Source organism: Desulfotalea psychrophila LSv54 (assembly GCF_000025945.1).
Taxonomy (GTDB): domain Bacteria; phylum Desulfobacterota; class Desulfobulbia; order Desulfobulbales; family Desulfocapsaceae; genus Desulfotalea; species Desulfotalea psychrophila.
Window position 1 is genome coordinate 2,414,670 of record NC_006138.1, and the last position, 13,428, is coordinate 2,428,097.

The 13,428-nt window shown below is 49.9% G+C and carries 10 protein-coding genes and 1 tRNA gene; 9 read left to right on the plus strand and 2 right to left on the minus strand.

Translation table 11 applies throughout. The features are described 5' to 3' along the window. Positions 1-271 precede the first annotated feature (271 nt). The 7 genes from DP_RS10760 (at position 272) to DP_RS10795 (ending at position 11,378) form a co-directional block, all read left to right on the plus strand. Positions 272-2,941 carry a tetratricopeptide repeat-containing sulfotransferase family protein gene (locus tag DP_RS10760; protein WP_011189347.1) on the plus strand — a complete coding sequence of 890 codons (2,670 nt, stop codon included), beginning with the start codon at positions 272-274 and terminating at the stop codon, positions 2,939-2,941. 20 nt (positions 2,942-2,961) lie between these two features. Beyond that, positions 2,962-4,302, plus strand: a complete 1,341-nt coding sequence (locus DP_RS10765) for a TolC family protein (protein ID WP_011189348.1) — start codon at positions 2,962-2,964, stop codon at positions 4,300-4,302. Then, positions 4,299-6,572: an ATP-binding cassette domain-containing protein gene (locus DP_RS10770; protein WP_011189349.1), complete on the plus strand. Its 2,274-nt coding sequence runs from the start codon at positions 4,299-4,301 to the stop codon at positions 6,570-6,572. The genes DP_RS10765 and DP_RS10770 overlap by 4 nt, the downstream gene beginning before the upstream one ends. Next, positions 6,562-7,776 carry an HlyD family efflux transporter periplasmic adaptor subunit gene (locus tag DP_RS10775; RefSeq protein WP_041277911.1) on the plus strand — a complete coding sequence of 405 codons (1,215 nt, stop codon included), beginning with the start codon at positions 6,562-6,564 and terminating at the stop codon, positions 7,774-7,776. The genes DP_RS10770 and DP_RS10775 overlap by 11 nt, the downstream gene beginning before the upstream one ends. A 3-nt stretch (positions 7,777-7,779) precedes the next feature. Continuing rightward, the gene (locus DP_RS10780) at positions 7,780-9,489 is read left to right on the plus strand and encodes a bifunctional sulfate adenylyltransferase/adenylylsulfate kinase (protein WP_011189351.1); all 1,710 of its coding nucleotides are present in this window, start codon (positions 7,780-7,782) and stop codon (positions 9,487-9,489) included. Between the two features lie 494 nt (positions 9,490-9,983). Further along, positions 9,984-10,358 (plus strand): hypothetical protein, encoded by a 375-nt coding sequence (locus tag DP_RS10790; RefSeq protein ID WP_041277913.1) that lies wholly within the window; start codon positions 9,984-9,986, stop codon positions 10,356-10,358. 189 nt (positions 10,359-10,547) lie between these two features. Beyond that, entirely contained in the window at positions 10,548-11,378 is an 831-nt protein-coding gene (locus tag DP_RS10795; protein WP_011189354.1) for an HD-GYP domain-containing protein, read from the plus strand. Here DP_RS10795 and DP_RS10800 read toward each other — a convergent pair. Then, entirely contained in the window at positions 11,348-11,572 is a 225-nt protein-coding gene (locus DP_RS10800) for a hypothetical protein (protein WP_041277914.1), read from the minus strand. The two genes, DP_RS10795 and DP_RS10800, sit on opposite strands and share 31 nt — an antisense overlap. Positions 11,573-12,028: 456 nt before the next feature. On the opposite strand from DP_RS10800, the gene DP_RS10805 reads away from it, so the two are divergent. Then, a tRNA-His gene (locus DP_RS10805) sits at positions 12,029-12,105 on the plus strand. A gap of 75 nt (positions 12,106-12,180) precedes the next feature. Here the strand turns inward: DP_RS10805 and DP_RS10810 are convergent. Beyond that, positions 12,181-13,173, minus strand: a complete 993-nt coding sequence (locus DP_RS10810) for a hypothetical protein (RefSeq protein WP_011189356.1) — start codon at positions 13,171-13,173, stop codon at positions 12,181-12,183. 41 nt (positions 13,174-13,214) lie between these two features. On the opposite strand from DP_RS10810, the gene DP_RS17990 reads away from it, so the two are divergent. Beyond that, complete coding sequence (locus DP_RS17990; RefSeq protein ID WP_156792273.1) at positions 13,215-13,370, plus strand: hypothetical protein; 156 nt, start codon at positions 13,215-13,217, stop codon at positions 13,368-13,370. Positions 13,371-13,428 lie beyond the last annotated feature (58 nt).

A 13,428-nucleotide genomic window follows, 5' to 3' on the forward strand; every position in this document is an offset into this window, starting at 1 on the left:
ACCGTTGTGGTACTAAGCCAGGCCACGCCCAGCTTCGCCAGCGCTCGGTATCTTCCATCATCCGTTGCTGTGTCTGCTCAGTTAAGAGACGCAGCTTTCGGGCTTGCTCGATTGAAAACTGTCCTGCGTTTTCGAAGTACTCGCCATCCCGGGAGGGCAAAAGCCGGTGGATACTGTGGTGGAAACGCAGGAGCAGAATCGGCCTTAGCCGGATTAAGATTGGCCGCCTTGAGCAGGGCAGCAATCAGGAATTTACATTTATGGTATTGATTTGAATTATATAGATATACTTCGTCAGCTCGCAGATCAACAGCAGTTCACCCTGCTCCATCTCAACGCCCAGCGCTATCTGCAGGAATCGGCTGATGTGCAGGCCCTGCCCCTGCTGGCCCTGGCCCTGGCCCATCTGGGCGAGCGCAGTGAAGCCGAAGCCGTACTGGCCCAGATCGAGGCCTGTCTGGCCGACCTCGATCTGGATGCGCGGGTGGATCTGGCCGCCGTCTACTGCCTGTTGTGGCGCTCTGCTGAAGCCGTAGCCCTGCTCGAAGCGGCCCTGGCCATGAGCGACGATCATTCCCTGGCCCTGGCGCGTCTTGCCTGGTGCCGCATGCAGGAGGGTAACAGGGCTGAGGCCTGCATTCTCTACCGACGATCTGCTGAGCTAATGCCGGATCGCCTGCCGGTCTGGAGCGCCCTGGCCCGACTTTATCTGGAGGCAGGCGATTATCCGCCGGCCCAACAGGCCCTGGAGATGGCCATCGGCCGCTTCGAGCTGCTGGCTGCCAACCTGCCTGAGGTCGTCGCCGCGACCTTTATGGCCCAGTTTCGTGGGCTGCAGTTGGAGATTTGGCTGAGCACGGATGCCCTGGCCCAGGCCGATGCCTGGCTGGCCGAGCGTCGCCAGACCCTCCCGGAGGAGGAGTGGACGCAGCTGATTCTTGGCTATTCTACCCTGCTGGCAGGGCAAGAACGCCATGCCGAGGCGGAAGAGAGCCTGGGCAATGCCCTTAAACACTATCCGCAAAACCTTGCCCTGATCTCGCAGCTGGCAGAACTGACCCAGCTTCAGGGGCGCACCATACAGACGGTGCAGTTACTGCGCCGGGCAATTCGACTGGCCAAAGATCAGGATAAACCGGAGGTGGGTCTGTGGGTGCGGCTCTCCGCTGCCTGCCTGCAGCAGATGGAGGATCAGGCAGGCAAGGCCGCAGAGAGGGCGGTGGAACTGGCCGAGGCGATGGTGGAGACGGAGGCAGTGCCGTTGCAAATGATCCGCCAGTTGCGCCTGCAGGCAAAAAATGCCCGGGCCCAGGTGGAAAGTCAGGCCCAGCATTTCGATGAGGCCGAAACCCTGTTCCGGGAAATCCTCGAAGAGAACCCCTGGTTTGTGCCGGCCCTGCAGGGTTTGGGCCAGCAGCAGATGCAGCGCGGCAACCTCGACGAGGCGGTGGCGCTGTTCGAACGGATCAAAGAGATCGACCCGGCCAGGGGTTACTCAGCGCTGATTAATGCCCGTCGGTTCCCTGACGATGACGACAGCCTAAGGCGAATGGAAAAGGTCGCCCGCCAGCCGAGCCTTGAGGGACCGGTCCGTTCCGGCCTGCTTCTGCAATTGGCCTCTGCCTGGGAAAAACGTAAAGAGTTCGACAGGGCCTTCGCTCTGGCGGTGGAGGCCAACGATTCGAGCAAAAAGCGGCTGCGCTACGACCCTAGAGCCCATCGCAATCAGTGTGCCCGCATTCGGGCAGGATTCAGCAGGTCACTCTATGAGCATCGGCCGGCCTCTGGCCTTGATTCCACCCTGCCGGTTTACGTTCTGGGGATGCCTCGTTCCGGCACCACCCTGGTTGAGCAGATTCTCGCCGGTCATAGCCAGATCTTTGGCGCAGGTGAACTCGGGGTGATCCCTCAGGTGGTGCAGGGCCTCAACCGCTGGGAACGACATGTCGGTTCCGGCCGCCACTATCCCGACGCGGTCGACGATCTCACCCCTCATGCCAGGGCTGGCATTGCCAACAATGTCCTCAAAGAGCTCCGGGAATATGCCCCCGAGGCAAGGCATGTGGTGGATAAACTGCCCCATAACTTTGAAAATATCGGCCTGATCAAGTTTCTCTTTCCGCAGGCCAAAATCATCTCGGTGCGTCGCGACCCACGCGATATTGCCATCTCCAATTATTTTACCGACTATCAGGCCAAACACGGCGGCATGGGTTTTGCCTATGATCTGACCAGCATCGGTGAGCAACTGGCCGATCATAACCTGCTCATGCATCATTGGCACCAGATCTTCCCCGGTGAAATTCTGGAGATCAATTACGAGGATGTGGTCGATGATCTCGAAGGCAGCGCTCGGAGGATGCTTGACTATATTGGGGTCGAGTGGGAGCCTTCGGTACTCAAATTCAACGAGCTGGAGCGTACCGTCAAAACCGCCAGCGTCTGGCAGGTGCGGCAACCGATCTACAAAACCTCCAAGGCCAGGTGGATGCGTTATCAGGACCATCTGGCGCCGCTGATTCAGGGAACCAATGCCAAAATCTGTCCCGATCCGATAGGGGATATGATTACCCTGCCGTTGCCGGGATTCTTAACCGATGGTGTTGAACTGTACCGCCAGGACGATCTCGATGGCGCTGAGTTGAGTTTTAAGAAGATGTTACACCACAACCCCGAACACGCTGCCTGCAACTATATGGTGGGGCTGGTCTACTGTCGCAAGGGACATGTCGGAGAGGCGAGTCCCCTCCTGGAAAAGGCCCTGGAAAAGGCCCCCTGGCATAGAGAGTGGCGGGAAAACCTCGAAAGGGCTTACAGGCTTGTTGGCGATCAGGATAAACTTTTAGAATTACAAAATCGTTACCTTAAAAAAGATAAGACAGGGGATTGGTCTGACGACGAGACCCTGGCAGATTTCGAAATGTTGTTTAAGCAAAATTAATTTTAACGTAGTGAATAGATATGAATCTTCAGCGCCGGCCTCATTTTTGTAGGGCCATTTTGTTATTTTCTCTCTGCACCTCCATCCTGCTCTCGCCACTGTTTTTTAGGCAGCGCTGTTATGCAGACACACAGACCCTGGCGGAAAGCGATGCCCTGACAGTTGGAGCGAAGGAGCAAGCGGTGGTGGGTTTAGCTGCTGCCCTACAGGCCACCATGAGTTACAATCCGGCAATAAAGGGGAAACGCGCCGAGCTCAACTCGTATGAGGCTAGAATCGACGGTGCCAAGGCGGGGCGATATCCATCTCTTTCTGCTCAGGCCAATAATGTTAATAATTACCTGGGCCAGTATGAACAGGGCATAGTGAGTATCCAGCAACCTCTGTGGGCTTTTGGGAAAATAGATAACGAGATTGACCGGGCAGAGGCCAACTATCACTCTGAGCAACTTGGACTATTACAGGTACAGCGGCAACTCATTGAAAATACAGCTGCGGCCTACGCCCGTATAGAGGGAATCGAGAAGCGCGCCACAGTGGCTCGGCTGAATATCAGAGAGCACGAAAAACTTTATAATCGAATTAAACGACGCGAAGAAGGCCACATGGCTTCCGAGGCTGATATGCGCCTGGCATACTCTCGTCTTATTCAGGCCAAGACCCAATTGATGCGTATTGGCGGTGAAAGAGATATCGCCATTTCTAATCTACGCTTATTGACTCAAGCCGATGTTGCCGTTGATGCCGTTGTTGATAAAGATCTGACAGAATTACCGATGATAGCCGAGGTTGAAGATCGGGCCATAAAAAACAGTGCTGATGTCAGATACAAGAAGATGCGTTTAGACGTGGTTGCCTATGATGTCAAAAGAGAGAAAATCGCCTCGCTACCAACCCTGTCTTGCCGGGTTGACTACGAATTTCTCGATAAACCGGAAAGCGGCGATAGAACCAGTTATGGCCTGGTACTCGAAGGCAATTTAGAAGGTATGGGCTTTACCACTATTAGCCGGGTAAAAGGTGCCACATCCCGCGAAATAGCTGCACGGGAAGATGTGGACCTTACCACCAATGATGTGCTTAATCGGGTCCGTTCTCTGATGCTCGATCGCGCCATGCAGAGCTCTCTGAAAAATGCTCAAAGGGAATCGGTGCAGATTGTTGAATCAACCATGGCCTCCTTTATGCGGCAGTATGAATCGGGGCGAAAATCGTGGATTGATGTACTCAATACCCAACGTGAACTCACTGAATTGCGCTATCAGTTGGCCCAAATAGAAAATGATTGGCTCACCTCATCCCTACGCGTTTTGGCCGTGACGGGTGAGCTTGATCAACTGGCAGGAATTGAATCTCTATGATTAAAAATATACTAAAAACAGATAGTCCAGCTCGGCAGAAAGCATCTGAGAGGGGATGCGCTGAGATTGATCCCAGTTTTTTACAGCAAGATCTACCTGCAGGGGTCTTAAAACAACTTCTTGATCGCCTGGATATACCGGTGCAGACAGGTGCCCTTACTCATGCCTGTGAACAGGCACAAAAAGAGATGACCGAGGCATCGCCCAGCCAGCGGATTAACTTCATTTTTCATGCCTTACAGATCAGAGGCGTGCAGGTGGCTCAGCTACGCTGGACCCGTTTTGATCAGCGACGTCTCCCTGCGATGCTCTGCCATGGTGGCAGTTGGAAGTTAATCGAGCGCGGCCAGAGCGGCCAGTTAATTCTGACGGATGAAATGGGCGAGACATGCCAGTGCTGCGAAGCGGATTTGAGTGATGTCTTTGTCCTGTGGTTACATGTTCAGCAGAAGAGAGAGACTGGCCCCTCCTTAAAGGGCAACCTTGCTGCCCGTCTGCTCCTACGGGAGATGTTTAAAGATCGTCGCTGGCTTGTCAACGTCACTATTTCCACCATAATCATTAATGTTTTGGCGATTACCACCTCACTCTTTGCCCTGCAGGTCTATGATCGGGTAGTACCGACCCTGGCCTACGCGACCCTCTATACCCTGGTGGCTGGCATGGCGATTATGGTCAGTCTGGACTGGCTCCTCAAAACCCTGCGCGCCCGCATCCTCGACAGTGTCTCCTGTGCCGTCGACAGGAGTGTATCACAACAGGTATTTGACCACGTAATGCGTCTACAGCTCGATATTCGACCACGCAGCCTCGGAACTCTGGCGGCACAGGTCGGTGGACTTGACTCGGTTAAACAGTTTTTTACCTCCGGGGTGATTTTTGCCCTGATCGACATGCCCTTTGCCCTGATGTTTATTGCCTTTATCGCCATTATTGGTGGTCCCATTGGCTGGGTATACCTGCTCTTGCTTCCAGTGGCGGCAACATTGGGTTGGATAACCCAAAAGCGCCTGCGCCGTTTAATGCGCGAGCAGATGATACGCTCCAACGAACGTCAGGGACTACTGGTGGATGCCATCCAAGGCAGTGAATCAATTCGTGCCAACAACGCCACCTGGCGTTTTTCTGAACAGTGGCGTGAAATAACCACCTCTATCTCTCGTTACAATATACAGCAAAAGGCGATCAGCAATCTGGCGACGGTCTCAACGGGTAGCCTGTCAACCATAGCCTATGTTACGGCAATTGTTGTTGGGGTCGGCCAGATCGAGGCTGGTAACCTGACCATGGGCGCACTCATTGCCTGTAGTATTCTCGGTGGCCGGGTAATTGCCCCCGTTGCCCAAAGTGTGCAGTATCTTGCCCAGTGGCAGAATATTGCCCAGGCACTGCAGATGGTCAATCAGGTACTGATCCTTAAGACAGATCGTCGTCCGGACCAGGAGCTGTTGATGCCCGACGAACGGCCTGCAACAGTTGAGCTGGAAGGGGTCCGTTTCTGCTATCCCGAGTCCCCCATACAGCAACTGAATATCGCTAAACTCAGCTTTAAGGCCGGTGACCGGGTGGCCCTGATCGGTAACGTTGGTTCCGGTAAATCGACACTGCTTAAGGTATTGGCCGGTCTCTATGCACCAGCCGAAGGACGTGTCCGCTTAGGCAATGCCGATCTTTGGGAGATGGATCCTCATCTGGTAGCAGAACATATCGGCTACCTGCCACAGAGTGTCCATCTATTCAAGGGCACCCTACGCAGCAACCTGACACTCTCCGGTGCCGTCAGTGATTCCCACCTATTGCATATCGCCCATGAACTGGGGATTGATAGCATTGCAGCCGAAAATCCCCGCAGCATGGAGCTACCCATCAGCGAAGGGGGCGAGGGGCTGTCCGGTGGTCAACGGCAGTTGGTTGGTCTGGCCCGGGTCTTCCTGGCCCAACCCACAATATGGTTACTGGATGAACCAACGGCTTCATTGGACAGCAACAGTGAACAGCAGGTGCTGGCAGCTATTGCCTCTCATATTAAGGCCGATGATATTCTCATACTATCAACCCATCGACCGGCACTTATCACCCAGCTGACGAACCGGGTTGTGGTGATGCAGCGCGGTGAGATAAGCGCCGATGGCCCACCAGAAGTGGTACTACCACGACTGATGGGAAAAAGGACGAACCAGGCCCATGGTGCCAGAGAAGTACAGGTGCGTATGCCGATGCCTGCTGCCGTATATTCCGGAAACAACAGGGGGGCATATAATGTTATCTAACAATCCTTTAGCGACAAATGAAATAGACAACGACAGGGCAATAGCTCGCCTTGAGAGTTACCATCGCGGTCGTTACTCACTGGTCTTATGGCTATTGCTCATCGCCTTTGTTATCGTCATCCTCTGGGCATCTGTCTTTCAGTTGAACCAGGTTGCACGTGCCAGGGGCGAGGTGATTGCCAGTAGTCGGGTGCAGATTATTCAGTCGGTGGATGGTGGCGTGCTGGCGGAGTTGAACGTCAGGGAGGGCGACCAGGTAAAACCGGGGCAGGTACTGGCACGTCTCGACCAGACTCGATCTGGAGCTTCGGTGAAGGAGATCGAAGCGCGCCTGTCTGCCCTGAAGGCCAAGGCAACTCGTTTGCGGGCGGAGGTGACCGAGGTGGATAAACTTATCTTTCCTGAAGAGTTACTTAAACATCCTGAAACCGTGGCAGTGGAACGCGCTCTGTTCCAACAACGACGCACCGGACTAAAAGAGGAGCTCAAAACCCTGAAGGTGGCGGTCAAGCTGGCCCAGGAAGAGGTGACCCTGCTGACCAATCTGGAGCGATCCGGCGATGTGAATCGTTCCGAGGTAATTCGTACCAAACGGGCACTCAATGATGCTAAATCCAAGTTAATCGTGCGCAAAAACCGTCATTTTGAAGAGGCGAGTACCGAGCTGATTAAAGCTGAAGATGGTATTGCCCAGAATGAACAGATCTTCGCCCAACGAAAACAACAGCTGGAGGACAGTGTTTTTACCGCCCTGGTTCCCGGTATCGTTAAAAATGTCCGGGTGACGACCGTGGGCGGGGTACTGCGTGCCGGTGAGGAGTTGATGCAGATCATCCCCGTCGGTGATGATCTTATTATTGAAGCCAAGGTAAGTCCCACCGATATTGCCCTGGTACGTCCCGGTCTGGTAGCGACCATTCGTTTTGACCCCTTTGACTATACCATCTTTGGCGGAGTGACCGGTAAGGTTGTCTACGTCAGTGCCGATACCCTTAAAGAGAAAACTGCCCGGGGCGAAGATATTTACTACCGTGTCCATGTCATTACAGAGATGACGCCCGTTACCACCACAACTGGCAAGGTACTCGATATCCTACCGGGGATGACCGCTCAGCTCGATATTCGTACCGGTGAGCGTAGTGTCCTTGAATATATGTTGAAACCATTGCGTAAGACTGTCAGTAACGCCTTCGGTGAACGTTAAGAGATGCCTTTTCAAAAAAACATAAATTGCAAATATCCAGAGACTTTGCTGGTCGATCCTGAGCAGATAGAGGGGTTAAAGGCAGAGGCCCTGGATCTTATCAGCCTGACTCTTTCTGTCGAGCAAATTTGCGATCTTGAGCTATTGTTAAATCGGGGTTTCTATCCTCTTGTTGCTTATATGGACCAGGCCTCTTATCTCTCTGTGCTAAAAAACATGAGACTAACGGATGGAACTCTTTGGCCCACCCCCATTTCTCTGGCTGTCTCGAAAAACAGGGTCGCTGGCTTAACAATAGGGCAGCGCCTAGCACTTAATGATCAGGAAGGTTTTCTTATCGCAATCCTGACCATTAGTGACATTTGGCAAGCAGATACAAGGCTGGAGGCCAAGGCCGTTTATGGTACCACTGATTCGGCCCGGCATCCTGGAGTACGAAAATTGTACGATTGCTCCGGCGATTACTATCTTGCCGGTTCTCTTGAGGGTATTTCTTTACCTGTTCATTATGATTTCCAATCTCTACGTCTAAGTCCTGCCGAGACTGTTCAACGTTTCATGACGAAGGGCTGGCAAAGGGTCGTTGGTTTTCAGACCGATGAGTATTTGCACTATGGTCACCATAAAATGATTATGGCCGCAGCGCAGGAGATAGGCGCAGCCGTTTTTATCCAAGCCCAAATTAACTGTCCCGGGGAAATCACCCATTACACCCATGTACGCTGTCATCAGGCCTTCACCAAGCTCTTTCCCATAAATATGGCGGGACTTGGCTTGTTTGCTCTTCCGGCAAAAAAGACAGGACCGAGGGAGGCTCTTTTACAGGCGATAATCAAGAAAAATTTTGGTTGCACTCATTTCATGGTTGCCCCTGACCATGCAGACCCCTTTGCCGTCATGACTGATGAAAAGGCACTGTTTTATCCTCGGGGTGAGGCGCAAAAGCTCGTCGCTTATTATGAAAAAGAGACCGAGATAACAATGATTCCTCAACGAGGGGTAGGATACTGCAAAAAGGATAAAAAATATATTTTTCAGGGGGCCAAAGGGGCTGAGAACAGTTCATTAATCGATTCGAAGGGATTAATGGGTCGATTAAAAAGAGAAGAAGAAATCCCTCCCTGGTTCACCTGTCCGAAGATTGTCCAAGAAATTCGCCATGATTTCCTCCCAAGGTCTGGGCAGGGCTTTACCATTTTCATGACAGGGCTTTCCGGAGCAGGGAAATCAACAATTGCCAAGGTATTACAGGTAAAGTTTGCGGAGATGCGTGAGCGGCCTGTAACACTGCTGGATGGTGATATTGTGCGACTCAATCTCTCCTCTGAACTTTCATTTTCCCAAAAAGACAGAAATCTCAATGTCACCCGTATTGGTTTTGTCGCAGGTGAGATAACTAAAAATGGTGGTATAGCCCTATGTGCGCCCATCGCCCCCTATGAAGAGTCCCGCCAAGTAAACAGACGCTTAATTTCAAATTATGGAGGCTATATCGAAGTATATGTAGCAACACCCCTTCAGGTTTGTGAGCAGCGTGACAGCAAGGGACTCTATGCCAAGGCCCGATCCGGCCGGATCAAGAATGTAACAGGGATAACAGATCCGTATATTCCCCCGACGAATCCTGAAATTACCATCGATACCACAAACATTAACCCCATGGATGCAGCAGAGAAGATACTGCTATATCTGAAGGGGGAAGGATACCTGTAAATGTCACCTGCCAAAGAGAAGTGCCGTCTCATGTTTAATCCTGCCAACGTGGTCTGCCCCCATCGAACAGTCTCTTCATCGGGTTTATTTTATGTGCTGTTTTTTCTCGAATGCATCAGAAAAAATGGCATGGGTTATTCCCTGGTAGTACTTTTTTGCCTTTTGGCAATTACCGCTCCCTGTCGGACTGCCTAGCAGGTTCGATCTCTGTCTGGATTGGTGTAGCGATAATTTTTTTCCTATCAGAACTTTATCAGCAACTACATCCTCTCTATTTGTGTAATCCCCTTGGCGCATCTATTTTCTCCAGTGTTTGGCTGGTTTTTTAATCTTTCCCGCTGTCTTGGATAGTTAAGTAATATCAATTAAATAAAAACATGTGCCTCTTGGTAAATGCTTTTTCCTCGCAAGCGAATTACCCCTTTGCCTTGACCTTCTCTCTTTTTTCCTATGTTATTATGCATGAGGCAATAAAATCTTATGGAGGTAGAGGAATGAAAAAAATATACAGACTTGTTAGCAAAAGTCATTGTGATGCCGTTCTTAGAACAAGAAAGATTCCGCAATCGGACTGCTGGCAGGTGAGCATGGAGACTAAACGGACACAAATAGATGATGAGCAGGGTCAAACTGCAGAAGGAGATTCTATCTATAACCCAGAAGAAGTTATGGCTCTGCTAGGTAACAATGAGCTACAGCATGGGCAGGAGGCCCAGGCCATAATTTCTTTTTTATTGGCAAGAAACTGTATTGAGTATACGGGATTCGGTGACGATCCTAAGCCCTGCTCGAAGGGTAGTAAAGAGGAAAATAGTTCAGCGCTAAAGGATGAGATAGAGGGGCAGGACGATGTCAAATATGCCCATTAAATTTGCAATGAGCAGTTATAATGATCTTCTTCTTAGCAGATTTCAGCAAATTGAGGCAAGAGAATAAGCCTAAAAGCTAGGCTTACAGCTATTACCCAAACCAGGCAGATAAAGACGGATCAGAGGCAGGTCCGAGAGAGAAGGTGTGGGCCTCTGCTTCAAATGAATCTTAACCACCAACATGGGTAAATGAAACTTAAAGCACACTACCGAATCGTCTTAATATATCTGCTATTGGGCTTTTTTTGGATATTAATCTCTGATGCAGTCGTAAATAGCCTCTTTGAGGATAGGGCAGATATCATCTTTGCCGAGAATATTAAGGGTTGGTTCTTTATTGCCTTCAACGGCTTGCTCCTCTTCTTTCTTATAAAAAGAGAGATTAATGCCATAAAGGCGATAAATATTAAACTGATGGAGAGTTATGAGCAGACTATCATTGGCTGGATGCATGTTACTGACCTTCGCCATAGGGAAACAAAGGATCATACTGAGCGGGTAACGAAGATGACAGTTGCGCTGGCAAAGTTCTCTGGTATCAGCAAAAAAGAGGAACTGAAGAACATTGAACGGGGAGCAATGCTGCACGATGTGGGTAAAATTGGTATTCCCGATGCCATTTTAATTAAGCCAGGAAAGCTGAATGAAGAGGAGTGGAAACAGATAAAGAAGCACCCGCAGATAGCGCATGATATTATATCTAATATTGCCTTTCTCAGACCCTGCATAGACATTCCATATTCTCATCATGAGAAGTGGGATGGTAGTGGTTACCCGCTGGGTATAGGCGGAGATGAAATACCGATGGCGGCCAGATATTTCGCCATTGTTGATGTATGGGATGCCCTTATCCACCCCCGCATATACAAAGCGGCATGGACGGAAGAAGAGGTGTTAGCATATATTCAGGAGCAGTCAGGGAAACACTTTGATCCTGATATTGTAGAGTTATTCTTAGAAAACTATGAACAGATAAGGGGTGATTTAATCTATCCAGAATGGGGGCCCCCATCGCCATAGATGATTGGGTCTGATGCCTCTACCTTGCCCTCTTTAAACAGATACCAGTTCTCCTCATCCTCGTCCGCAATCCAGCCAAGTCCGAAAAAGCCAATTCCTGAGATATTCTTTAATTTCAGGCTATCGTGGACATCTTTTTCCAGCTTTTGTCTGCTGGGTTTTTTAAAGTACGGCATTCCCGTAAATGCGGCCACCGCAACCCAAATTGCAACATTCGGATCAATTTTCCTTAAACGTGAAATCTACCTCTCTGCCTTTTGACTGATCAGTCCTGTACCTTCTCCTTAGCTCTCTTCACCGTTATTGGGCGGCCAACTGGTGGCTTCGGCCTTCACCTATCGGCATGGACATTGTTTTCTGACGTCTCTTTTGCCCAAAAATCCAATTTAATTATTAGTAGAATAGTTCAGCTAAACTTAAAAAAGGAGTCTTCTCAGTGTTCTGAAATAATAAAAGCACAGGCCAAAAAATGTATGCTCTGTGGGTAATATTTGTTTCATGGGCGGTTCTGCACGCAAGAACGGGTAAATAGTTTTTGTTAAAACAACTATTTACCCTCTTGAAAAAAAATAGCTACTTACCCCTTGCAAAAGAATTCTCAACCGGGTATAAGAGACTCGCACTTTGCAACAACAAAAAATAAACATGTGGTGGGCGTGGCTCAGTTGGTTAGAGCACCTGGTTGTGACCCAGGAAGTCGGGGGTTCGAGTCCCCTCGCTCACCCCATTTTTTATAAGGGGTTTCAGCTTTGAAAAAAGTTGAAACCCTTTTTTTGTTTCATCCCCAAGAATCTCGGTCCAGTCACCTGTTTGACCTTATCTCTGTTTTAATTACCTGCCAGAGATCTCTGCCCTCTTTAAACAGATACCAGTTCTCCTCATGATCATCCTCGTCTGCAATCCAGCCAAGTCCGAAAAAGCCAATTCCTGAGATATTCTTTAATTTCAGGCTATCGAGGATATCTTTTTCCAGCTTTTGTCTGCTGGGTTTTTTAAAGTACGGCATTCCTGCAAATGCTGCCACTGCAACCCAAATTTCGACATCTGGATCAATTTTCCTTAAACGGGAGATATACCTCTCTGCCTTTTGACTGATCAGTATCTCATTATCTGGATCGTAGCCATCATATACCCAGTTTGTATAGAGGTTGAGCATTATTATTTCTGTCAGATCGCTTTCAATAAATCTATTAAGATCAAAGTCATCATCGTCCAAATCCCAGTTTCTCATTCTCAACATCAGCGGCCTGACAGGGTCTATTGCCCTGATATCCTTCCTTACCTTCTGTAGTTGATTCTTCTGTATTGAATAATCCTCAATCCACTCTACCCCCCCTTCGGGATGTTCCTGGGGGACGGGCATGTTTTCGCCAAATTCATTACAAATATCATAGGCATAGACTGCAGGGTGCACCCTTATCTTTTTTATCCAGCTCTGTGCCTTCTCTTTTTGCCAGATGGGTTTCTGATTTTTTTTGTGGACTCCCGAATCATAGCCCCATGCTGTCTCGGAAAAACCTCCATCCATGATGACCCTGAGGCCGGCCTTCAATGCCCTGTCCAGGAACCTGAAGACTTCATCAGCTGGCTCCTCCATTCCCCATTCAGTTGTTATAAGGGTTATGCCACCCTCTCTCAGTTGTAAAAGATCTTCATAGGGCGTGTATAGGCCAACATCTTTCATTATGAAATGAATCCGTTTTTGGGAGTAGTTGGCCTTATAGGCTTCAATTACAAAGGCCGCAAGAACTGCCAGAGATAAGACAAAGAGTACGATATATATCTGTTTTTTCATAACTCAGTCTCTCTCTTCTCTCTGGAATTCCGTGAGCCACCATGGCACCGGCCCGGGGCAGATTTATCTCAACACCCAGTATAGCAGGCGTGGAGATCAACTACCAGAGAACAAGGGCCACATTTCGGGTAGATTATGCCTGCAAACAGGATCTTACCATTGTAAACGGGCAGAGATTAGGGCAGGATAGAAGTTAGAGACCTTTTTATTGTTTCTCCTCAGAGGATGATGAAGGGCATTGAGATTACTCATTAA